Annotated in this window: 22 protein-coding genes and 1 tRNA gene; 5 read left to right on the forward strand and 18 right to left on the reverse strand. The window is 38.1% G+C overall.

Going from position 1 to position 21,832, the window contains the following annotated elements; all coding sequences use genetic code 11:
• Window positions 1-25 precede the first annotated feature (25 nt).
• Window positions 26-3,481, reverse strand: coding sequence for a methylmalonyl-CoA mutase family protein (locus ACSHZO_RS10435; protein ID WP_298247593.1), 3,456 nt, complete (start codon window positions 3,479-3,481; stop codon window positions 26-28).
• 443 nt (window positions 3,482-3,924) lie between these two features.
• On the opposite strand from ACSHZO_RS10435, the gene ACSHZO_RS10440 reads away from it, so the two are divergent.
• Together ACSHZO_RS10440 and ACSHZO_RS10445 are read left to right on the forward strand one after the other, a co-directional pair.
• A complete protein-coding gene (locus ACSHZO_RS10440; protein WP_298247594.1) occupies window positions 3,925-4,632 on the forward strand; it encodes a DUF4197 domain-containing protein in 708 nt (235 codons plus the stop codon).
• A 155-nt stretch (window positions 4,633-4,787) separates the two neighbouring features.
• Window positions 4,788-4,985 carry a Lacal_2735 family protein gene (locus tag ACSHZO_RS10445; protein WP_298247595.1) on the forward strand — a complete coding sequence of 66 codons (198 nt, stop codon included), beginning with the start codon at window positions 4,788-4,790 and terminating at the stop codon, window positions 4,983-4,985.
• Here ACSHZO_RS10445 and ACSHZO_RS10450 read toward each other — a convergent pair.
• From ACSHZO_RS10450 to ACSHZO_RS10485, 8 genes are all read right to left on the reverse strand, one after another.
• A complete protein-coding gene (locus ACSHZO_RS10450) occupies window positions 4,966-5,739 on the reverse strand; it encodes an ABC transporter substrate-binding protein (protein WP_298247596.1) in 774 nt (257 codons plus the stop codon). The genes ACSHZO_RS10445 and ACSHZO_RS10450 overlap by 20 nt on opposite strands.
• 4 nt (window positions 5,740-5,743) lie before the next feature.
• Window positions 5,744-6,562, reverse strand: coding sequence for an orotidine-5'-phosphate decarboxylase (gene pyrF / locus ACSHZO_RS10455; protein WP_298247597.1), 819 nt, complete (start codon window positions 6,560-6,562; stop codon window positions 5,744-5,746).
• A 17-nt stretch (window positions 6,563-6,579) separates the two neighbouring features.
• On the reverse strand, window positions 6,580-7,656 hold the full coding sequence (gene prfA, locus ACSHZO_RS10460; RefSeq protein WP_298247598.1) for a peptide chain release factor 1: 1,077 nt from the start codon (window positions 7,654-7,656) through the stop codon (window positions 6,580-6,582).
• A 62-nt stretch (window positions 7,657-7,718) separates the two neighbouring features.
• Window positions 7,719-8,333 carry a lysoplasmalogenase family protein gene (locus ACSHZO_RS10465; RefSeq protein WP_298247599.1) on the reverse strand — a complete coding sequence of 205 codons (615 nt, stop codon included), beginning with the start codon at window positions 8,331-8,333 and terminating at the stop codon, window positions 7,719-7,721.
• Window positions 8,334-8,736: 403 nt separating this feature from the next.
• Window positions 8,737-9,177, reverse strand: coding sequence for a hypothetical protein (locus tag ACSHZO_RS10470; RefSeq protein WP_298247600.1), 441 nt, complete (start codon window positions 9,175-9,177; stop codon window positions 8,737-8,739).
• Window positions 9,178-9,245: 68 nt separating this feature from the next.
• Window positions 9,246-10,427 carry an AIR synthase related protein gene (locus tag ACSHZO_RS10475; RefSeq protein WP_298247601.1) on the reverse strand — a complete coding sequence of 394 codons (1,182 nt, stop codon included), beginning with the start codon at window positions 10,425-10,427 and terminating at the stop codon, window positions 9,246-9,248.
• A 120-nt stretch (window positions 10,428-10,547) separates the two neighbouring features.
• Window positions 10,548-12,734, reverse strand: a complete 2,187-nt coding sequence (locus ACSHZO_RS10480) for a glutamine synthetase III (protein WP_295182434.1) — start codon at window positions 12,732-12,734, stop codon at window positions 10,548-10,550.
• A 241-nt stretch (window positions 12,735-12,975) separates the two neighbouring features.
• Window positions 12,976-13,920 (reverse strand): calcium/sodium antiporter, encoded by a 945-nt coding sequence (locus ACSHZO_RS10485; RefSeq protein ID WP_298247602.1) that lies wholly within the window; start codon window positions 13,918-13,920, stop codon window positions 12,976-12,978.
• Between the two features lie 157 nt (window positions 13,921-14,077).
• Between ACSHZO_RS10485 and ACSHZO_RS10490 the strand changes: the two genes are divergently transcribed.
• Window positions 14,078-14,230: an SsrA-binding protein gene (locus ACSHZO_RS10490; RefSeq protein ID WP_295179946.1), complete on the forward strand. Its 153-nt coding sequence runs from the start codon at window positions 14,078-14,080 to the stop codon at window positions 14,228-14,230.
• On the opposite strand, the gene ACSHZO_RS10495 is transcribed toward ACSHZO_RS10490, so the two are convergent.
• The gene (locus tag ACSHZO_RS10495) at window positions 14,227-14,739 is read right to left on the reverse strand and encodes an adenine phosphoribosyltransferase (protein WP_298247603.1); all 513 of its coding nucleotides are present in this window, start codon (window positions 14,737-14,739) and stop codon (window positions 14,227-14,229) included. The genes ACSHZO_RS10490 and ACSHZO_RS10495 overlap by 4 nt on opposite strands.
• Before the next feature lie 109 nt (window positions 14,740-14,848).
• On the reverse strand, window positions 14,849-15,403 hold the full coding sequence (locus tag ACSHZO_RS10500; RefSeq protein ID WP_366878171.1) for a DUF2461 domain-containing protein: 555 nt from the start codon (window positions 15,401-15,403) through the stop codon (window positions 14,849-14,851).
• A gap of 189 nt (window positions 15,404-15,592) precedes the next feature.
• Between ACSHZO_RS10500 and ACSHZO_RS10505 the strand changes: the two genes are divergently transcribed.
• The gene (locus tag ACSHZO_RS10505; protein WP_298247604.1) at window positions 15,593-15,940 is read left to right on the forward strand and encodes a hypothetical protein; all 348 of its coding nucleotides are present in this window, start codon (window positions 15,593-15,595) and stop codon (window positions 15,938-15,940) included.
• A 98-nt stretch (window positions 15,941-16,038) separates the two neighbouring features.
• Here ACSHZO_RS10505 and ACSHZO_RS10510 read toward each other — a convergent pair.
• The 7 genes from ACSHZO_RS10510 to ACSHZO_RS10540 all read right to left on the reverse strand — a co-directional run bounded on the left by ACSHZO_RS10510 (window position 16,039) and on the right by ACSHZO_RS10540 (window position 20,899).
• Window positions 16,039-16,112: transfer RNA gene (locus ACSHZO_RS10510), tRNA-Arg, on the reverse strand.
• Between the two features lie 134 nt (window positions 16,113-16,246).
• A complete protein-coding gene (locus ACSHZO_RS10515; protein WP_295179953.1) occupies window positions 16,247-17,080 on the reverse strand; it encodes a M57 family metalloprotease in 834 nt (277 codons plus the stop codon).
• 99 nt (window positions 17,081-17,179) lie between these two features.
• A complete protein-coding gene (locus tag ACSHZO_RS10520) occupies window positions 17,180-17,455 on the reverse strand; it encodes an ATP-dependent Clp protease adaptor ClpS (protein WP_295179955.1) in 276 nt (91 codons plus the stop codon).
• Window positions 17,456-17,510: 55 nt separating this feature from the next.
• Window positions 17,511-18,344 (reverse strand): 50S ribosomal protein L11 methyltransferase, encoded by an 834-nt coding sequence (gene prmA / locus ACSHZO_RS10525; protein ID WP_298247605.1) that lies wholly within the window; start codon window positions 18,342-18,344, stop codon window positions 17,511-17,513.
• Window positions 18,344-19,096, reverse strand: coding sequence for a triose-phosphate isomerase (gene tpiA / locus ACSHZO_RS10530; RefSeq protein WP_298247606.1), 753 nt, complete (start codon window positions 19,094-19,096; stop codon window positions 18,344-18,346). The genes prmA and tpiA overlap by 1 nt, the downstream gene beginning before the upstream one ends.
• Before the next feature lie 145 nt (window positions 19,097-19,241).
• Complete coding sequence (locus ACSHZO_RS10535) at window positions 19,242-20,336, reverse strand: BT_3928 family protein (RefSeq protein ID WP_298247607.1); 1,095 nt, start codon at window positions 20,334-20,336, stop codon at window positions 19,242-19,244.
• 17 nt (window positions 20,337-20,353) lie between these two features.
• On the reverse strand, window positions 20,354-20,899 hold the full coding sequence (locus ACSHZO_RS10540) for a DUF1599 domain-containing protein (protein WP_298247608.1): 546 nt from the start codon (window positions 20,897-20,899) through the stop codon (window positions 20,354-20,356).
• Window positions 20,900-20,981: 82 nt separating this feature from the next.
• Between ACSHZO_RS10540 and folP the strand changes: the two genes are divergently transcribed.
• A complete protein-coding gene (gene folP, locus ACSHZO_RS10545; RefSeq protein ID WP_298247609.1) occupies window positions 20,982-21,812 on the forward strand; it encodes a dihydropteroate synthase in 831 nt (276 codons plus the stop codon).
• The last annotated feature ends 20 nt before the right edge of the window (window positions 21,813-21,832 follow it).

Below are 21,832 nucleotides of genomic sequence, written 5' to 3' on the forward strand. Positions count from 1 at the left end.
TTTATGATCTGAAATATTTCAGTATTTACATATTTCTACGATACTGTCCACCCACCTCGAATAAAGCATGAGTGATCTGTCCTAGTGAACAAACTTTCGTTGCTTCCATTAACTCCTCGAAAAGGTTCTGATTGGTAACTGCTGCTTTCTGGATTCTTTCCAGCATTTCTTCAGCAGAATCTTCTTTAGCTTTATGTAAAGTTTCCAGAGTTTTGATCTGGTGTTCTTTTTCCTCTTCCGTAGCACGAATAACTTCACCCGGCGTTACCGTTGGCGAACCTGTAGAACTCAGGAAAGTATTCACTCCGATAATCGGGTAGTCCCCATTATGCTTTAAAGTTTCATAGTACAGGCTTTCTTCCTGTATCTTTCCTCGCTGATACATAGTTTCCATAGCACCAAGCACTCCGCCACGTTCTGTGATTCGATCAAACTCAGTAAGCACAGCTTCCTCTACCAGGTTGGTCAATTCTTCGATAATGAACGATCCCTGGATTGGATTCTCGTTCTTAGCAAGCCCCAACTCCTTATTGATAATTAATTGTATAGCCATCGCTCTTCTTACTGAAGCTTCGGTAGGCGTGGTGATTGCTTCATCATATGCATTGGTGTGCAATGAATTACAGTTATCGTAGATCGCATACAATGCCTGAAGGGTAGTTCTAATATCATTAAAATCAATTTCCTGAGCATGCAATGATCTTCCTGAAGTCTGTATATGGTATTTCAACATTTGAGCTCTGGAATTGGCTCCATACTTATGTTTTAAGGCTTTGGACCAGATTCTTCTGGCAACCCGACCAATCACTGCATATTCCGGATCCACTCCATTAGAGAAAAAGAACGAAAGGTTTGGACCAAATTTGTTGATGTCCATTCCCCTGCTTAAATAGTATTCTACATAAGTAAATCCATTCGCCAGAGTGAATGCCAATTGGGTAATTGGATTCGCACCAGCTTCAGCAATATGATATCCTGAAATAGAGACAGAATAGAAATTTCTAACATTTTCATCAATAAAATATTCCTGAACATCACCCATTAATCGTAGGGCAAATTCAGTAGAAAAAATACAGGTATTCTGAGCCTGATCTTCCTTTAAAATATCTGCCTGAACGGTTCCTCTAACCACATTTATGGTTTCAGCCTTGATCTTTGCATACACATCTTTCGGTAGTACCTGGTCTCCGGTTAATCCAAGAAGCATCAAGCCAAGTCCGTCATTTCCTTCTGGAAGTTCCCCACGATATTGAGGTCTGTCGATACCAGCATCGTCATATAACTCCTTCAGTTTGGCTTCTACTATGTCTTCAAGACCATTCTCTTTAATATACTTTTCACAATTCTGATCGATCGCAGCATTCATGAAAAATCCAAGTAGCATTGGAGCAGGACCATTAATAGTCATACTCACAGAGGTCATCGCATCTGCCAGATCAAATCCTGAATAAAGCTTTTTCGCATCATCAAGACAACATATGGATACTCCTGAATTTCCAATCTTACCATAAATATCTGGTCGGTGGTCTGGATCATTTCCGTAGAGGGTAACCGAATCGAAAGCGGTAGACAGTCTTTTAGCCGGTAATCCCTGGCTAACATAATGAAATCTTCTATTGGTTCTTTCTGGTCCACCTTCACCGGCAAACATTCTTGTAGGGTCTTCACCTGTTCGTTTAAACGGATACAATCCGGCGGTATAAGGGAATTCTCCAGGAACATTTTCCTGAAGACACCATCCTAGAATATCGCCCCAGGCCTTGTATTTTGGAAGTGACACTTTCGGGATCTGCGTATGTGAAAGGGACTCTGTATGAGTATCGATCTTAATCTCTTTATCGCGCACTTTGAAGCTATAAACAGGTTCCGTATACTTATTTACTTTCTCGTTCCACGCAAGAATCATCTCCCAGTTATAGGGGTCCAGATCCATTTTTATTTTATCGAATTCAGCAAAAAGCAGCTTTAAAAATTCTGACTGATCTTCTTCTGAAACTTCTTTGATCCCATCCTGATCGATTCCGTTTTTATCGAGGTACTTGGTTTGATCTTTACCAAACTGGGTTTTGGTATTAGCAACGGTTTCGATGGTTTTATAAATTCCGTAGAGACGCTGAGCAACTTCGGTTTGAGTCGCCGCAGTTTCATCATAACCACGGTTATTTTCAGCAATTTCTGAAAGATATCGTGTACGTTTTGGTGGAATCACGAATATCTTCTCACTCATCTCTTCTGAAATTTGAAAGGTAGAGATCATCCCTGAATTTGTTTTCTCCTCTACAGCGTCCATAAGACTTCTATAAAGGGTATTCATTCCAGGATCATTGAATTGAGAAGCGATGGTACCAAATACCGGAAGTTTATCAGCATCTTCATGCCATAACTGGTGGTTTCTCTGATATTGCTTTTTTACATCACGCAAAGCATCCTGCGCTCCACGTTTATCGAATTTGTTGATAGCAACCAGATCTGCAAAATCAAGCATATCGATCTTTTCCAGCTGCGTTGCTGCACCAAATTCCGGAGTCATTACATATAATGACACATCTGAATGATCCATGATCTCTGTATCACTCTGCCCAATTCCTGAAGTTTCAAGAATAATAAGATCATAACTGGCTGCTTTCAGCACATCAACAGCTTCTGCGACATGCTTGGACAATGCCAGATTCGCCTGCCTTGTAGCAAGTGAACGCATAAAAACTCTAGGATGATTGATACTGTTCATCCTGATACGGTCACCAAGTAATGCCCCTCCAGTTTTCTTTTTTGAAGGATCCACAGAAACGATTCCAATATGTTTTTCAGGAAAATCCATCAAAAATCTTCGAACCAGTTCGTCTACCAAACTTGATTTACCAGATCCGCCCGTACCGGTAATTCCCAGAACAGGAGTTTTATTTGTATCAAAATTGTTCTTGTCAAAGTATTTCAAAAATTCTTCGTGCCTGTTTTCAGCAAGTGAAATAAGACGGGAGATCGTAGTAACCTTTCTGGATTGTAGATTCTGATTGACCTTATCTGATTCTTCAAGATCTGGAACCTGATGATCCACACGTTGGATCATATCATTGATCATCCCTTGCAGACCCATTTCACGACCATCATCTGGAGCGTAAATCCTATCTATCCCGTAATCCATCAATTCCTTGATCTCATCTGGAAGGATCACTCCGCCTCCACCACCAAAGATCTTGATATGTTCTGAACCTTTCTCTTTAAGAAGGTCATACATATATTTGAAGTATTCGGTGTGACCACCCTGGTAGGAAGTCATTGCAATCGCATGTGCATCTTCCTGAATAGCACAGTTTACAACCTCTTCCACACTTCGATCATGTCCAAGATGGATTACCTCAACTCCAGTAGCCTGGATGATCCTCCGCATAATATTAATAGCGGCATCATGACCATCGAATAGCGAGGCAGCGGTTACAATTCTTATTTTATTTTTAGGTTTATAAGGACTTTGTTGCTCCATGTTTAATTATATCAAGAATATTGACCTGCAATTTACGAAAATCGCAATGAAAATGAGATTTTAAAATTATTGAAAACTTAAAAAAGCCACCTTGGGGAAGATGGCTTTAAAGTAGGAATATGAACTCGTAATATGCTAATGTTTTAAAACAGTCAACTACTAATTCATTATTCATGTTTTATATTAATCTGAAAAAAGTATTCTCTAAAAAGTGAAATTGAGGTGCTAACTATTCTAACAAATTACATTTTACCTATTTGAAATACAATTATCATAAGTACAATTCTCCTAACGCCTTCGAATTAAAAATCTGAATTCAAGATGTGCCCAGCTAAAATACTTCAGCAAATGGCATAAACAAAATCGATTGTTTTAATATTATTATAACTTTATACGATGAAGCCTTAAAATTTTAGCAAGTATATTTGAGCAAATTATTTATCATGAAAAAGCTCCTCGGTTTAATACTAATATTCTCGTTAAGTTCCTGTGCTGAATTGCAACAAATTGCTACTCAGATTCCTTCAACTTATGGTGTATCCGATTCAGAGATCAACTCCGGACTAAAGCAGGCGCTTCAATTTGGGATAGATAAGGAAGTGACCAGTCTTGCTACTGAAGATGGATTCTTTAAAAATGAACTTGTGCGTATAAGTTTGCCGCCAGAATTACAGAAAGTTGATAGGACATTAAGAGATGTTGGCTTGGATAATCTAGCAGATGAGGGCCTGAGAGTTCTTAACAGAGCTGCCGAAGACGCAGTAGGAGAAGCTATTCCTGTTTTTGCAAGTGCTGTGAAAGAAATAAGTTTTGCAGATGCCAGAAACATTCTTTTGGGTGCAGATAATGCAGCAACCAGTTATCTTTCATCAAAAACTGAAACACAGCTTTATAACAGGTTCAATCCTATTATCAATAAGTCATTAGAGAAAGTTGGAGCAAACCGGGTTTGGTCCAATCTTATTCAAAGATACAATGCCATTCCACTTACCAGTAAAGTGAATCCAGATCTTACAGATTACGTAACTAATGAAGCTCTTCAAGGCGTTTTTCTTATGATAGAAAAAGAAGAGAAGGACATTCGAAATTCTTTAAGCTCCAGAACTACAGATCTTTTAAAACGTGTTTTTGCCCTACAAGATAGATCTTAGAATTCCTACGTAATACAATACTTTAACACTTTCCCACAGATATCCGGTATTTTTTAAATTAAGCTTAACTCAACATTATCAATGTATAAGCTGGGTTAGTCTTAGCTTTGTAACGTAGGGAGAAGATGATGAAGTTGAAAGAAATTAAGTATTATATGTTTAGGATTTTTGAAAATAAATCAAAAGAAGAAAGACTTTGTGAGAAGTATAGCAGATTAATGCAGCGTGCTTACAAAATTGCTCTTATAGATAAAGAACAAAGTGACAAGTTGAATTTAAGAGCTAAGAAAATTCTGGCTGAGCTTAGAAGAATGGATTGCTCGATGGTAGAAACTAAGAGTGAAACTGCCTGAAGTACTTCAATCCTTCTAATACACGGCTTCCATACCAGCTAAAATATTCACCGTCCACAAGCGACACCTTTTCAGCGATTCCTGAGAAGGTTTTTTTATGTCTGTCTTCAAAGGGAAAAGGTTCAGAACTCAGGAGAATCTCATCAATTTCCATTGTCCTCAAAATATCAAGATCTGTTTCAGGGTATCTATCCAAATTAAAAACATTTATCATCCTATTTACAGCAAGCATTTCATTGATAAAGGTTCCCTGCCCTGCTACCATCAATGGCTCATTCCAGATAAAATAAGCTACTCTTCTAGATTTCGAGTTAGAAACTATACGCACCAATTCCTTCAGGGAATTCTCTATATTCTGGATCAAAATATTGGCTTCCTTACTTTTATCAAACAACTCCCCATACATTCTAATAAGTTCAGCGTTATCATCCAAATTGGCAACATCTGAGCAATGAACAGGTGCGATTTCGGTAAGAGCATTTACCATTTCCCTGGTATTTTCCTCCTTATTACAAAGTATAATATCAGGTTTTAAATCCCTGACCTTCCTTAAATTCACTTTCTTAGTTCCTCCCAAGCTGGTTTTCCTATCCCGGAGTCCTTCAGGGTGTACACAAAAATGGGTAACTCCTACTATAGAATCTTCTAATCCAAGATCTACGAGTAATTCAGTTTGACTTGGAACCAGCGATATTATTCTCTTCGGAATCGTGGTGAGTTCAAAAGATCGTTGAAGTTGATCCTGAAACTGCATATCTCTAAAGTTTTGCTAATTCATCCTTCATCTGGTTCTGGATAGCTTCAGCTTTAGCACCAGCAATTTCAGCAAAATTTGAAGAATCTGAAGCATAAATAATCTTTCGGGAAGAATTTACAAGCAAACCTACATTAGACGTGATTCCGTATTTACAAACTTCCTCCAGACTACCTCCCTGGGTACCAACACCTGGTACCAGCAAAAAGTTTTCAGGAATGATCTTTCTTATTTCTGCAAGATACTCGGCTTTGGTAGCACCCACAACGTACATCAAGTTTTCAGAATTATTCCAGTCTAAAGAAGTTTTGATAACCTTTTTGTAAAGTTCTTCGCCATCTACCTTCTGCGTTTGAAAGTCATATGCACCCTCATTGGAAGTAAGTGCAAGTAATATGGTGTGCTTATTTTCAAATTCAAGGAATGGTTCTACACTGTCCTTTCCCATATAAGGTGCAACGGTTATAGAATCGAAACCAAGATCTTCAAAAAAGGCTTTGGCGTACATTCTGGAAGTATTACCAATATCTCCACGCTTAGCATCAGCGATAGTATATAGCTCGGGGTATTCAGTATGCAGGTATTCGATCGTCTTTTTAAGACTCTTCCATCCACTGGCACCCAATGCTTCATAAAATGCAATATTAGGTTTATACGCCACACAGGATTGATGTGTAGCGTCAATTATGGCTTTGTTAAAACTAAAAACAGGATCTTTTTCTGAAAGCAGGTAGGTTGGAATTTTGTCGATATCGGTATCCAGACCTACGCACAAAAACGTTTGCTTTTTAAATATTTGCTCAGTAAGCTCCTGTGAAGTCATATTTAACTAATTCAGATTTAAAGAATATCAGAATTCTCTTTTAACTTTTCGGTATTTTCAGCCAGCTGTAATTCATCAATGATCTTCTGAATATCACCATTAATGATATTAGAAAGATCGTATAGGGTCAGGTTGATACGGTGATCTGTAACCCTACTCTGAGCATAGTTGTAGGTACGAATCTTAGCACTACGGTCACCACTGGAAACCATTGAATTTCTTTTAGCAGCATCGGCTTCCATTTTCTTAGCCAGTTCCTGTTCATATAACCTGGAACGCAGAACACGGAAAGCTTTTTCCTTATTCTTATGTTGCGATTTTTGATCCTGACATTGAGCGACCAAACCAGTAGGTTCGTGAGTCAAACGTACTGCAGAATATGTAGTGTTGACTGACTGCCCACCAGGTCCTGAAGAACAGAAATAATCAATTCTTACATCTTTTGGGTCTATCTGAACATCAAATTCTTCAGCTTCTGGCAACACCATAACGGTTGCGGCAGAAGTATGTACTCTGCCCTGGGTTTCGGTTTGAGGAACCCGTTGTACACGATGCACTCCAGCTTCAAATTTCATGGTACCATACACGTCTTCTCCAGAAACTTCAAAGATCATCTCTTTAAATCCTCCACTAGTACCTTCACTATAATCCACGATATTATGCTTCCAGCCTCTGCTTTCAACATATTTAGTATACATACGATACAGATCTCCTGCAAAAATACTGGCTTCATCTCCACCAGTACCACCGCGAATCTCCACGACCACGTTCTTGGAATCTTCAGGATCTTTTGGGATAAGCATCATTCTTATCTTATCCTCCAGCGCAGGAAGTTGATTTTTTGCTTCCTCCATTTGAAGTTTCGCCATTTCTGTCATTTCAGCATCGCTACCATCAGAAATGATCTCCTCAGCTTCCGAAATGTTTTCAGTAAGACTCACATACTTTTCGCGTTCATCCATCAACGCACGAAGATCTTTATATTCTTTATTCAATTCGATATACCGCTTCTGGTCTGATATTACATCCGGCTGAATGATTAAATCATTCACCTCATCAAACCTCTGCTTTACGATATTAAGTCTTTCAATCATATATTCCTGCTGAATTTAGGCTAACAAATTTACGATAATTTGGTTGAAATCATATAAAAGCTTTAAAGCCTTTCCATATCAAATACTGGCTCATGATTTCTGCTGAAAGTTGCAAATTTCACCAGCGAAATGATACCAAGAATATAGAAAAAACTATCGGGATAGTAAAATTCATAGAACTCCAGATAATAGGCGATAAATGACATTATATCTGAAAAGACCAGACATAGGGCTCCGGCGGTAAAGAATAAGGCTGTGGCATTAGAATACATATTACTATAAGATATTGCGGCAAGAACTAAGGTGATCATGGCACTTCCGTAGATATAAAACAGAAAATTCAAATGGGGGTAGTCATATTTTTCAGGGATCATATCTACTAGAACATATAACATCCCAATATTCAGTGAAAACACGATTGCAAATACAATTTTCTGAATAATACTCATTTTCAAGGTTTTGATCTCCGGGAAAATAACCAGTACTATAGTACTATATGCGGCAATACGCAGAAGAAAGGTAGCAGTATTGATGTACATATTTTCATAATTCAGTAAAAGAACATCTGACATTAGAAGTAATAGTATTGCAGAAAGTAGTAGTTTTTCAGATCTGTGTTTCCAGATTAAAATTAGAAAAACAAGAAAAGTGCTTATTAACCGACCCCATCTAATCATTTCCAGATCATACTCTCATATCAAAAACGTATTTGCCAGTACTAGAATACTAGCTACAATCGGGAGAAAATATTTTGGAAACATCTTAGGGTTTGTTTAGAAAGAACTTACGAATCTAAAGAAATCCTGGATTTGAAATGTCGTTTTAAGTTACTAAATTTCAGTAACAGACTCATCTTCCTTATTTGAATCCATTTTTTAGCAAAAACTACAAGTAGTGCGATACCAATTATATTAACGATCCTGTCTGCATAATAAAACACATCAAAATCTAAATAGTACGCATTATAGAAAGTTAAGTCAGACAACACAAGGCATATTGAAATAACCACCAACAAGAAACCTTTAGCATCAGCATATCTATTCAAATAAGATATACAGGTCGCTACCAGGGCCAGGGAAACTAAGCCCATGGTGTAGAACAGAATAGTAAATAAGGTTCAACTCTGTAGCCAGGTATATAGATTGCCATATCATGCAACATATAGATATCCAGCGCAATTATAAAAGTGGTAATTATAAATGTGATGAAATTTAACCGAAGCCGTGAAAGGTAAGGATACAGAAAATTAATAATGGCCAGATATGCCGATATACGAACAACGTATATAATATATCGAACTATAGAATCCTCATAAAATATTAATAGTCCGTCACATAATGTGAGTGAAAAGAATGCTATTAGTAATCTTTTGTCTGTATTGTACTTGAATAGAAAGATCAGGAAGAAAACCACTGTAGCCAGTAGCCTAAACCATCTATCGGTAATTGGGTCCAGGTAATAGATCGCCAGGACATTCGCAATGATCATTATTAAAACCAGTAAGCCAAACCAGGATTTCATCTCAAAGTAATAATACTAATAACCTGGAATACTCATTGCTCTAGGTTATTTGAAGTTAATTTGTGTACTTAGCTATACTCAAACGTACCGTACTTACTGTCAATCGTCAGCTTTTTACGATCAGCTGTCTCTACTCTTCCCACAACCTGAGCGTCTACATTAAAAGATCTTGAAATTTCGATCACCTTATCTGCATGAGACTCGTCGATATAAACTTCCATACGATGTCCCATGTTAAAAACCTGATACATCTCTTTCCAGTCGGTTTTACTTTCCTCCTGAATAAGTTTGAACAATGGTGGTGTAGGAAACATATTATCTTTTATAATATGTAAATCATCAATAAAATGAAGGATTTTTGTTTGCGCACCTCCGCTACAATGAACCATTCCGTTGATATTCTCAGCTCCAATGTCAGAAAGTAACTTCTGAATAACCGGCGCATAAGTTCTGGTAGGTGAAAGCACGAGCTTCCCGGCATCTATCGGACTGTCCTCTACGACATCTGTCAACTTTTTCGTTCCTGAATAAATAAGTTCTTGAGGAATAGAACTATCAAAGCTTTCAGGATATTTTTCAGCTAAAACTTTAGAGAAAACATCATGGCGCGCAGAAGTAAGACCATTACTGCCCATCCCGCCATTATATTCAGTTTCGTAGCTAGCCTGCCCTGAAGATGAAAGTCCTACGATTAGATTTCCAGGTTTGATATTCGCATTATCGATCACTTTATTCCTTGGTATTCTGGCAGTTACGGTAGAATCAACGATAATGGTTCTCACCAGGTCTCCAACATCTGCAGTCTCCCCACCAGTAGAATGGATTTCTACTCCGAATTTCCTTAATTCTGAAATTAATTCTTCTGTGCCATTTATGATTGCTGAAATTACATCGCCCGGAATCAAATTTTTATTCCTACCAATTGTGGAAGAAAGCAAAATATTACTGGTAGCTCCTACACATAAGAGATCATCTATATTCATGATCAAAGCATCCTGGGCGATCCCTTTCCAAACCGAAAGGTCTCCGGTTTCTTTCCAGTACATATAAGCAAGAGAAGATTTAGTCCCGGCACCATCGGCATGCATTATCAAACAATGTTCTTCACTTCCTGTTAAATGATCTGGCACGATCTTGCAAAAAGCCTTCGGAAAAAGTCCTTTATCAACATTCTTGATAGCCTTGTGAACATCCTCTTTTCCAGCAGATACGCCTCTGCCTGAATACCTTTTGCTTATTTCTTTACTCATGAATATAACTTAGAATTCTCAAAGATAATTAGATTCAGGCTTCTGGGAAATTATACAACCTATTTAAACGAAAAAACCACGCTAAAAGCGTGGTTTTTCTTTTTCTAAAATCTTCAGAAATTATCTTGTGAAAAGTAATTCTCTGTATTTAGCTAATGGCCAGATCTCATCATCTACCAATAACTCTAATTTATCACAGTGATATCTAATTTCTTCGAAGAAAGGTTTCACATCATCACAATAAGCAAATGCCTTTTCTTCAGCATCTTCTAATTTGTTAGCAATCTTTCTCGCTTCGATCATCGCATTCACATTAGAATTAATGCTTGCGATATGAGAAGAAATGCTCTCTATAATTTCCAGCTGCTCTTTTGCGTGTCTTGCGAAATCATCAGCATAAATATCCTTCAATCCACGTACATTCTTGATCAGGATGTTCTGATATCTGATTGACGTTGGAATGATATGATTTCTGGCGATATCTCCAAGGATACGTCCTTCAATCTGGATTCTCATCGCGTATTCTTCGAGCTCAATCTCATGTCTTGCTTCGATCTCGGTTTCATTCATCACCCCTAATTCCTTGTAAAGGGCAATTGTTTTTTTACTTACCTGAGCTTTTAAAGCTAATGGCGTAGTTCTGTTATTGCTAAGTCCGCGTTTTTCTGCTTCCTTTTCCCAGGCTTCACCATATCCATCTCCTTCAAATCTGATTTTCTTGGATTTTTTGATGTACTCTCTTAGAACATTAAAGACAGCATCATCCTTCTTCATTTTCTTGTCCTTGATAAGTTTATCAACCGCAACTTTAAATTCTTTAAGCTGTTTAGCCACGATACTGTTAAGTACCGTCATCGCTCCGGCACAGTTCGCTAACGAACCTACAGCTCTAAATTCAAATTTATTCCCAGTAAAGGCAAATGGTGAAGTTCTGTTCCTATCTGTATTATCAAGAAGAATTTCAGGAATCTTTCCTACAACGTTCAGTTTAAGATCTGTTTTCTCTTGGGGAGAAAGCTTACCATCAGTCACTTTTTCAAGTTCATCAAGAACTTTAGTCAGCTGACTTCCAATAAATACTGAAATGATTGCTGGTGGTGCTTCGTTTGCTCCAAGACGGTGATCATTGGAAGCACTTGCGATCGCAGCTCTTAATAATTCCTCGTTATCATAAACAGCTTTAATCGTGTTTACAAAGAATGTAAGGAACTGAAGATTTTTCATTGGCGTAGAACCTGGAGATAGTAAGTTTACTCCGGTATCTGTCGCTAGAGACCAGTTATTATGTTTACCACTACCGTTAATTCCGGCAAATGGCTTTTCGTGCATTAATACGCTAAAATTATGTCTTTCACCAACTCTCTTCATTACATCCATGATCAATGAATTGTGGTCTACAGAAAGGTTAGCTTCTTCAAATACTGGAGCCAGCTCAAATTGGTTTGGTGCCACCTCGTTATGACGGGTTTTTACTGGAATACCAAGTTTCATACACTCGATCTCTAGATCCATCATATAAGCGATCGCTCTTGAAGGTATAGAACCAAAATAGTGATCATCCAATTGCTGACCTTTTGCCGGAGAATGTCCTAATAATGTTCTTCCGGTCAAAGTAATATCAGGTCTTGAAGCTGTAAGTGCGGAATCGATCAGGAAATACTCCTGTTCCCATCCTAAAGTTGCATTTACTTTCTTAACATTCTTATCAAAATACTTTGCAACATCTGTTGCAGCATTATCAACTGCCTGTAAAGCTCTCAAAAGTGGCGTTTTGTTATCTAGCGCCTCCCCGGTGTAAGCTACGAAAACTGTTGGAATGCATAACGTAGTTCCCCAGATAAAAGCTGGAGAAGTAGGATCCCATGCAGTATAACCTCTTGCTTCAAAAGTATTTCTAATTCCACCATTCGGGAAACTTGATGCATCTGGTTCTTGTTGAACAAGCTGTCCACCGCCAAACTTTTCGATTGCCGACCCATCACCTAAAGGTTCAAAGAAGGAATCATGTTTCTCTGCCGTTGCTCCGGTAAGAGGCTGGAACCAGTGAGTATAATGAGTTACTCCTTTAGAGATCGCCCATTCTTTCATTCCAGTAGAAATATGATCGGCAACATTACGATCTATTTTCTTTCCGGTGTTCATAGCTTCCACGACATTCGTGTATGCTTCTTTGGTCAGGAACTGTCTCATTACAGTTTCGTTAAAAACATTCTTACCGAAAATTTCAGACCTTCTACGAGGTTCCTTGATCTTCACCGGCTTCCTGTTCAATGTTTCTTTTAAAGCTTGGAATCTTAAAGTTGACATGCTGAAATATTAATTGTGTTGGTTTATAAAAGATTGAATTATCAAATCATCAGATAATTCAGTAATTATCAAATCAAGTTGCGAATATAGGTGATATGCATCAAAAAATGTGTGCAGATTTCGTAAAAAATGCGCCCTATTTAAGATAACCCCCTATTTATTTAGGGTCGTTTCTGAAATTTAACCAATCATTAATATTAAACACCCCTATTTCCGAAGGGATTTGAGAATAAATTAAGACTTATAGAATGGTGATCAGGATAAATGTAGCGTAAGCAGCAATAAGACCAAATCCCTCTTTTCTTCCCATTTCCGAAGGCTTCGGAATTAATAATAGTGGCAGTAAGGCAAATGCGATTGCCAGCATCCAGATCATATCGTTCGAAAGAATTTCCGAAGATTGTACGACTACAGGTTTAATTAAAGCGGTTAAACCTAAAACTGAAGCGATATTGAAAATATTGGAGCCAATTAAGTTCCCTAGAGATATTGCTTTCTCCTTTTTCATTGCTGCGATAAGGGAAGCTGCCAGTTCTGGAACACTGGTTCCAACAGCGATAATAGTCACGGATACTACCCGTTCGCTAATCCCTAACTGAGTTGCAAGATCTACTGCGCCCATTACAAGTAATTCTGACCCTCCCCATAAGGCAAGAATCCCGATTAAGAGCCAGATTCCTAATTTGATACTTCGAACATCCTGTAGAGACAGATCCACTTCATCTGCTACGACATTATCTTTTCTTCTTGATCTCTTTATTAATAGAAACATATATCCAACAAGTCCAAGCAAGAGAATCCCGCCTTCTATACGTGACAATACTTCTCCACTTTGAAGAAAGAAGTAAAGTACTACGGAGAATAACATCATAACTGGCCAGTTGATCCTATAAAAATCACGATCTACCATTAATGGAGAAACCATGGCTGTTAAGCCCAGAACCAAACCAATATTAGCGATATTGGAACCAATAACATTACCTAAAGAAATATCTGAAAATCCATCAATAGCTGCCTGAATACTCACTAAAAGTTCTGGAGCTGAAGTGGCAAAGGAAACCACCGTAAGACCTACGACCATCCTGGAAATACTGAGTTTTAGTGATATTGCTACAGAACTTCGAACTAAAAACTCTCCTCCTATTACCAAAAGGACAAAGCCAACAATTAGAAATACAACGCTCATAGATGATATTTTTTGCGAAGATAGAGGAATTCAAAGAATTGCAATTACTTTCTTTAAGTCTAAGCATGCGACGCTTTAAATGACCAATTTTCAACCGAATATGTTATTTCCCTGAAATTGAATAATTTGTATCTTTCTAAAAATATCATTATATCTAATGAAGAAATCAGTTTTCAAAGCGCTTGCTAAGTTCAATAAGAAATTTTTACCTAGTTACTCCAAGCAAGAACTGGATCTACAAAAAGCTTCGAAAGCCCAGATGGCTGTTATCGGTTGGCGACTATGGGTTACTAAAAACTCGCTGGACTAATAATGTATAAGTGACTCTACCTCATATTTAGAAATCCGGTCTCTGCCTTTGAGAAAATCCAGTTCTATCAAAAAATTACACTGCACAATTTTGCCTTTGCATTTTTCCACAAGATTGCAGGTGGCCAGAGCCGTACCTCCGGTTGCCAGAACATCATCATGAATTAGCACATTTTCGCCTTCCTGAATCGCATCCTGATGAATTTCTAGACTATCACTTCCATACTCCAGATCGTATTCCTGTTTAAACGTTTTAGCAGGCAGTTTACCCGGCTTTCTAACCGGAACGAACCCGGCTTTGAGCTCCTGTGCAAGCAAACTGGCAAAGAAGAAACCCCTGGACTCTATTCCTACCACTTTATCTATTCTTACGTCTGGAAGTCTGGCTACAAACTTTGCAATAACTTCTTTCATAGCCTCATGATCCAGCAGAAGCGGACTAATATCTTTATATCCTATTCCTTCCTTCGGAAAGTTCTCGATCTCGCGTATATAATTCTTCAATTCCATATTTTATAGATCAAACTGTAATTGCTTTATTCAAATAATTTCGGAAAGGTAGCATCTCCCTATAGATCTCTACCAGTTTTTCCTGAAAATCCTTCTTCAAAATTTGTTTTTAAGCGAAGTCAACCTGAACAGCAAAAGTCTTATTCCGCAGCAGCTCGATATGTTGATGATCCTTACTAAAGCCTTTGGGTGCGGTCTTCAGTTTTTCATCGTCTACGAGTCCGCCGAATGTTTTTACAAATGATTCCTTTTCGATGATTTCTTTAAACTCTCCACCATTATAGTCGATGGCTGAACGTATGCTGTCAAGTATGGACTTTTTAGGACGGTAGAATCCACCGGCCACAAAGCTACCATTGATCCCTATATGAATATAAAAATCTCCTTTTTCAGGCTTGTCATCCAGACCAGCGCCAAAATGATCTTTGTAAATTGGCTTATTAGGGTGAAACATCAGGTTATTATTAATCCTGTTGATAGCTTTCTTACCTTCGGTAGGTGCATAATCTTCATCAACATTAGCCAGTTTAATATCCAGTTCATTCAACCATAAAATATAAGAGTTACGAATGGAATGATATTCTTTACGATGCTCATCCATCCACTCTTTCGAATTATTCTTATTAAGTTCCCGTAGAAAAGAGAACAATCTTTTGAAATCCATGTACAATATTTGAATCGTAAAGATCGCAGAAAACACCGGGATTGCAATAGATGATTGGCATTCTTAGTGACAATCAAATCTTTATAAATCTGAAAGACATCTTTTTGCGTTCAAATAAAATACAATAACGTTAATTGGTGGGAAAGCAATATTTTATATTTATAGGACCAACCTGTAAAATTTCTTACTATGCTCTTCAAGAAACTGGGAGATGATATCTTCGCGCCCGCACCCAGGGCAATGGCATTGATAGATGCTAAAGAACCTAAATTCAATTACTATCTTTCTTCAAGAATTAGAGGACCATTAATTGATCTGGACATTACCACCAAAATCTTTCATAATAATGAAATGTTCGTGCGTAAATCTACTTATCGAGTAAAGCTGGGAGAGATCGAAAAATGCGTAAAACAAAACCTTATAGAACATATGCTTTTGTTAGGACTTCCAGAAACTGAGATTCCAGATAGCCTGAAAACTGAGAATTTCAAGGCAGACGTCATTAAAAATATTAACCGAAGAATTTATAGTGAATAATCATAATTCCCCCTGGTAGGAAGCTCTGTTGAAAAACCGGGCTTTTTTTATTTTAGATAAGACATAAAAAAAACTGCAACCAAAGTTGCAGTTTTTTGTGACCTCGCCAGGATTCAAACCTGGAACCTCTTGAGCCGTAATCAAGTGCGCTATTCAGTTGCGCCACGAGGCCTTTTAAATAGTGCTCTACTGTTTTGCAAAGCGGGTGCAAATATAATTTCTTTTTATAAAACTAAAAAGCCTTTTCAGAATAAAATAAAAAAAAGGCGGATGAACCGCCTTTCCTTAGTGCCCAATGTTTGGTTTTTAGTATAAGTAGTTTAGGGCAACTGTATCATAATATCCGAATTCTCCATCTTCATTTCCGCCAAAACAGGCCAGCATAATAGAATTCGAATCAAAGCCTGTAGGCGTACCTGGAATATGAACTGCACCATCTGCTCCTGCAGATTCTCCGCTTTGTCCACAGCTTTGGCGACTAAACCAATCTGTATGTCTTAATCCTACCGCATGACCAATTTCATGAGTCATTACGTGTTCATTGGTGTTTGTATCGTAGTTCTGCATACCTGAGAAGATCTGTACATACTTGTAGGGATTACCATTGCTTGGAAATCCTGCAACTCCTCCAGCCTGACCATTGTTAGTCTGGTAAACTACGATATCATATGGCTGATAGTTAGTTCCAAAAGTAAGTGTAAAAGTAATTCCCAGATCCAGCGCATTGTAATTTCCAATAGCATACTGCAAGGCAGTTCTCTGTTTACTGGATAAAGCCTGGCTTCCTCCGGTATACCCGATCACATTCACAGTACGAGGTGAACTCACCAGGTTATTGGTTCGATACTGCTTGTCAGTAATAGAAGCCGAAGACATGCTAAACAATTGATCTTTAGTCATAGCAATATCACCTTCAATAAGGTAATTTTCGATAGAGCTTCCATCGGGAAGCATCATCATTTGCTTTTCAACATGTTTTGAATTGAAATTAAGATCAGATATTCTCTCAAGAACCTCTTTCGAGATCTGATCTTCTTGAACTTGAGCTGTTTCAGAAGATATTTCTGAAACATCCTCTTTTTCACAGGAAGCAAAGAATAATACTCCCAGAGATAGGGTAAGAAGTGTAATTTTTTTCATAAGTAAGTTTAGGTTAAGGGGGCACTTATGAAGGCAAACTACTTCAAACTGTAAATATTTACTAATAATTTATGTTAAATGTAGGAATTTTCTGTAGAACTACACGATCTCAGCACTCAATCCCGCATCTAACAATTTGGAGCATCGTGGCTCCAATTCATCATAGGGTCCGGTTTTTACAGTACATTTTCCTTTGTAATGCACCAGGATACTACATTGTTCTGCCTGTTCCGGAGTATGCTCACAAGCATAGATCAATGTTTCGATCACATGATCAAAGGTATTATAATCATCATTATACAAGACGATCTCATTTTCACGCTGTTCTTTGGTTTTCAGGTCAACCTGTTCTAAAACTTCCTCTTTCGTACTCATCTTCAACTTATTACTTTTTCTGAAAGCTGCAAAGATACAAATTAATGTAACATGCTTAAAATGAAAACTTTGCAGCTACCCAGTTATTTCTTTCTATGTGTTCAATAAACATTAAACCATGCTTTTCACATGCCGACTTTATTATTGGAAGGTCTTCGGTATAAAACCCACTGAAGTATATACTTCCGGATTCTTGCAGACATTCTACATAAGTAGCCATATCATTCAACAGAATATTTCTGTTGATATTGGCAAGAATTACATCATATTTCCTACCAGGTAGTAATTCTGCCCCACCTTCTTCAACTTTAATATCTTCACAATTGTTTCGTTCAATATTTTCCAGTGTATTCAGGTAACACCAGTTATCGATATCAATCGCTTCAACCGGAGTTGCACCTTTCATTCTTGCTAAAATGGCAAGGACTCCAGTACCACATCCCATATCCAGTACAGATTTACCTTTCCAGTCGTTCTTTAAAATATGCTGGATCATCATATGAGTTGTAGAATGATGCCCGGTACCAAATGACATTTTAGGTTCTATAACAATATCGAACCGGGTATCTGGCTTCTCATGAAACGGAGCCCGAACACTGCATTCACCGTCCACCAGTATAGGAGTGAAATTCTTTTCCCACTCCTCGTTCCAGTTCACCCGTTCGATTTTCTTTACTTTATAATCAATACTGAATTCTTCAGATTTCAGAATCTGTACCTCATCCAGTAAATCATCTGCAAACTGCTCTTCCGGCACATAAGCGGTAATACCGTCTTCATTCTCAACAAAACTTTCAAAACCAAGTTCCCCTAATTCTGCGATCAGTATTTCTGAAGCTGGTGCGACCGGTTGTATCGTAAAATGATATTCGTAATAATGTCCGGTCATTAAAATGAGTTTACGATCTCAAGAAAATCAACTGCTTTCAGACTTGCACCACCAATCAGGCCGCCATCCACATCTTCTTTCGCAAAGATCTCTCTGGCATTTGCCGGTTTTACACTACCTCCATAAAGGATCGAAGTATTTTCAGCAACAATGGCGCTTACATTGTCTTTTAATAAAGTACGTATATGTTTATGCATTTCCTGTGCCTGTTCAGGGCTTGCAGTTTCACCGGTCCCAATTGCCCAAACTGGTTCGTAGGCTAGGATGATATTTTTCCATGCATCTTCGGAAAGGTGAAATAAAGCTTCCTTTAATTGTGATTCTACTAAACTAAAGTGTTTGTCATTTTTACGGTCTTCCAGCTCTTCTCCAAAGCAAAATATCACTCGCATTTCTGCTGCGATCGCTGCGTCTACTTTCTTAGCCAGTTGCTCATTTGTTTCGTGGAAATATGCACGTCTCTCACTATGCCCAAGAATTACCGTAGTAACACCAATACTTTGTAACATTTTTGCTGAAATTTCGCCTGTAAAGGCTCCATTTTCACTATCATGCATATTTTGAGCCGCCACGATCACGGGAGTATCCTTTAGTGCCTGGAAAGTCGCATATAGATTTGTGAAGGCTGGAGCTACCATAACAGTCGCTTCAGGCTCCTTAACCATTTGCATTTTCATTTCGCCAAGCAATTCTTCAGTCTCAGCAAGGTCGTTATTCATTTTCCAGTTTCCGGCTACTATTTGTTCTCTCATGATAAATGTATTTCAGTGATTGGATGCTCTCCTACTATAGGCTTCAGCATAAAAGACAAATATAAGGAAAGACTGAAATACGAAATCCTAAACCAAAGCTAAACCTTCAATTTTTAGGATTTTCAGAATAAAAGATAGTAGATGTTTATAATTTGATATCGCTCGCGTCGAACCAGTGTTTTTTCTGCTCAACGATTCCGGATCTTAACACCAGGATACCAGGATTTGCTCTTACAATAGTTTTAAGCGCAGTTTCATCTGCCTGATAGAAATCGAAGTCCAGATCAAATTTCTCTTGGAGTTTAGCTTGCAGGTCTTCGCCTGATGCTGTGAGTGCAATAACACGATAATTCTTAGTCCGCGCTTCTTTTGCCAGGTCCTGGATCGCTTCATAACCTTCCATTTCAGTAGACCTTATATTATACATAACGAACATCAGGACTTTATCTGTAGTAAGAATATCTGTCGTAATATCACCTACCGGACCTTCGATCACAAAATCATGAATTGGCGGTACATAGCCTTCTTCGATCTGTACCGTCTCAACGCCTATGAATTCTCCGGAAACCTGAGGATAGGCGCCTTGATTGGTAATAATCTTCTCCTCCCCTTCCAACTTAAATTTCCATTGGTATTCATACACAGGTTCCTGGGCACCTTCAGGCACTACCATTTTTTCAGCTATGTTATTGCCGATCTTATAGGGTCTGAAATCCAGCATTGGGAGATGCATCAACACATGATAACAAAATGCGAAACACGCCATAAAACTCAGGAAAATTGCCCATTTATGATATTTCTGCGGAAACAGCGGCTCTATATATTTCTGATTAAAGAATACTACCAAAATCAGAATCAGTAGGACAATATCTTTATAGAATGACTCCCATGGAGTAAGCGGAATAGCATCACCAAAACAGCCACAATCTGTGACTTTATTAAAGTATGCCGAATAAAAAGTGAGGAACGTAAAGAAAATGATCATGAGGAGCAGACTCCAGCTTGTAAATTTTCTAGCAAACCCAATAATCAGCATGATTCCAAGTACTAACTCGAAGATTACCAGTAAAATAGCAATAATAAGAGCAAATGGTATAAGCGCCGGAATGTCCAGTACCGGTTCACTGAAGTATTCCTGTAGTTTATATGAAAAACCTACGGGATCATTCAGTTTTATGAATCCGCTGAAGATGAAAAGCACACCTACCAGGACTCTGCAAATACCTACAATTGCTTTCATAAGCTATATATTCTGAATTATTTTTCGGCTTCCTGGAAATGGATCATGGCAAAAACAGCATAATTGATCATATCCTGGTAATTTGCTTCAATCCCTTCACTAACCAGCGTTTTTCCCTGATTATCCTCAATTTGCTTCACCCTTAATAATTTCTGTAAGATAAGATCTGTGAGCGAACTAATTCGCATATCCCGCCATGCTTCGCCATAATCATGGTTTTTATCCATCATAAGCTGCTTGGTTACCGCAATGTTCCTGTCATATAGATCTATTGCGTCCTGAGGTCCAAGATCGGGCTGATCTGCAATTCCTTTTTCAAGCTGAATCAAAGCCATTACCGAATAGTTAATGATCCCGATAAATTCAGATTTCTCATCTTCGTCAACTTTTCGAACATCACTTTCCTGAAGTTTTCTTATACGCTGTGCCTTAATAAAGATCTGATCTGTTAAGGAAGGTAATCGTAAAATGCGCCAGGCACATCCATAATCCTGCATTTTATTCAGAAAAAGACTGCGACAATGGCCAATGACATCATCGTATTGTTCGGAGGTATTTTGCATGAAGTAGCTGTAATTTGCGTAAATTTCGGTCAAATATTTCAGATAGTCAAAGTTATTTGCGCTACCAAAATTCAGCCATCTCATGTTTATAAATTGCCGTGGTAATCTCATCGACCTATCCGAACCAAAAGTGATGGGGATCATCAATATCACTCCAGACTCCTTTTTTGAGGGTAGTAGAAAACAAACAGATAAAGAGATCCTTTCCTCTGCTGAAAAAATGCTGAAAGAAGGTGCGAGCTTCCTGGATATTGGCGCTTATAGTTCCAGGCCTGATGCTCAGGATATTTCAGAAGAAGAGGAATTAGAACGAATGATTCCGAAGCTGAAGTTACTGGAACAGCATTTTCCAGAAGTAAACTTTTCCGTAGATACCTTTAGATCCAGAGTCGCAAGAGAAGCTGTTGAGAATGGAGCCGCGATCATCAATGATATTTCTGCCGGAAATCTCGATGCTCAGATGATTGAAACCGTTGCCAGTCTTCAGGTTCCTTATATTATGATGCATATGAAAGGAACTCCGCAAACTATGAAAGACCTGAACCAATACGGGGATCTAACTGCAGATATTCTTTTTTACTTTTCTGAAAAGATCTCGGTAGCCAGAAAAGCTAAAATTAAAGATATAATTATTGACCCGGGATTTGGCTTTGCTAAAAACATTGCACAAAATTTTGAGCTACTGAATAAACTGGATCTTTTCAAAAATCTTGAACTTCCCTTTCTTGCCGGGCTTTCTAGGAAAAGTCTCATCTGGAAAACCTTAAATTCTACACCAGAAGATGCTTTGAATGGTACCAGCATTTTGAATACTATTGCACTTAATAAAGGAGCTTCAATTTTAAGGGTTCACGATGTAAAAGAGGCCGTGGAATGTATCAAATTAACCGGTGAACTCAATAACTACGTTTAGTTTTTCTATTTTTACAAAAA

This window comes from Christiangramia sp. 3-2217-3z (assembly GCF_051195275.1).
GTDB classification, from domain to species: domain Bacteria; phylum Bacteroidota; class Bacteroidia; order Flavobacteriales; family Flavobacteriaceae; genus Christiangramia; species Christiangramia marina.

Excerpts from the sequence above, each read along its gene's own strand:
- ACSHZO_RS10535 (WP_298247607.1), bottom strand. The coding sequence starts at position 20,336 with ATGAAAGCAATTGTAGGTATTTGCAGAGTCCTGGTAGGTGTGCTTTTC.
- prfA (WP_298247598.1), bottom strand. The coding sequence starts at position 7,656 with ATGATTGAAAGACTTAATATCGTAAAGCAGAGGTTTGATGAGGTGAAT.
- ACSHZO_RS10520 (WP_295179955.1), bottom strand. The coding sequence starts at position 17,455 with ATGAGTACGAAAGAGGAAGTTTTAGAACAGGTTGACCTGAAAACCAAA.
- ACSHZO_RS10485 (WP_298247602.1), bottom strand. The coding sequence starts at position 13,920 with ATGAGCGTTGTATTTCTAATTGTTGGCTTTGTCCTTTTGGTAATAGGA.
- ACSHZO_RS10465 (WP_298247599.1), bottom strand. The coding sequence starts at position 8,333 with ATGATTAGATGGGGTCGGTTAATAAGCACTTTTCTTGTTTTTCTAATT.
- prmA (WP_298247605.1), bottom strand. The coding sequence starts at position 18,344 with ATGACCGGACATTATTACGAATATCATTTTACGATACAACCGGTCGCA.
- ACSHZO_RS10495 (WP_298247603.1), bottom strand. The coding sequence starts at position 14,739 with ATGGAATTGAAGAATTATATACGCGAGATCGAGAACTTTCCGAAGGAA.
- ACSHZO_RS10540 (WP_298247608.1), bottom strand. The coding sequence starts at position 20,899 with ATGCAAAATACCTCCGAACAATACGATGATGTCATTGGCCATTGTCGC.
- ACSHZO_RS10480 (WP_295182434.1), bottom strand. The coding sequence starts at position 12,734 with ATGTCAACTTTAAGATTCCAAGCTTTAAAAGAAACATTGAACAGGAAG.
- ACSHZO_RS10500 (WP_366878171.1), bottom strand. The coding sequence starts at position 15,403 with ATGGATTTCAAAAGATTGTTCTCTTTTCTACGGGAACTTAATAAGAAT.
- ACSHZO_RS10440 (WP_298247594.1), top strand. The coding sequence starts at position 3,925 with ATGAAAAAGCTCCTCGGTTTAATACTAATATTCTCGTTAAGTTCCTGT.
- folP (WP_298247609.1), top strand. The coding sequence starts at position 20,982 with ATGTTTATAAATTGCCGTGGTAATCTCATCGACCTATCCGAACCAAAA.
- ACSHZO_RS10450 (WP_298247596.1), bottom strand. The coding sequence starts at position 5,739 with ATGCAGTTTCAGGATCAACTTCAACGATCTTTTGAACTCACCACGATT.
- tpiA (WP_298247606.1), bottom strand. The coding sequence starts at position 19,096 with ATGAGAGAACAAATAGTAGCCGGAAACTGGAAAATGAATAACGACCTT.
- ACSHZO_RS10505 (WP_298247604.1), top strand. The coding sequence starts at position 15,593 with ATGCTCTTCAAGAAACTGGGAGATGATATCTTCGCGCCCGCACCCAGG.
- ACSHZO_RS10435 (WP_298247593.1), bottom strand. The coding sequence starts at position 3,481 with ATGGAGCAACAAAGTCCTTATAAACCTAAAAATAAAATAAGAATTGTA.
- ACSHZO_RS10470 (WP_298247600.1), bottom strand. The coding sequence starts at position 9,177 with ATGAAATCCTGGTTTGGCTTACTGGTTTTAATAATGATCATTGCGAAT.
- ACSHZO_RS10515 (WP_295179953.1), bottom strand. The coding sequence starts at position 17,080 with ATGAAAAAAATTACACTTCTTACCCTATCTCTGGGAGTATTATTCTTT.
- ACSHZO_RS10490 (WP_295179946.1), top strand. The coding sequence starts at position 14,078 with ATGAAGAAATCAGTTTTCAAAGCGCTTGCTAAGTTCAATAAGAAATTT.
- ACSHZO_RS10475 (WP_298247601.1), bottom strand. The coding sequence starts at position 10,427 with ATGAGTAAAGAAATAAGCAAAAGGTATTCAGGCAGAGGCGTATCTGCT.
- ACSHZO_RS10445 (WP_298247595.1), top strand. The coding sequence starts at position 4,788 with ATGTTTAGGATTTTTGAAAATAAATCAAAAGAAGAAAGACTTTGTGAG.
- pyrF (WP_298247597.1), bottom strand. The coding sequence starts at position 6,562 with ATGACTTCACAGGAGCTTACTGAGCAAATATTTAAAAAGCAAACGTTT.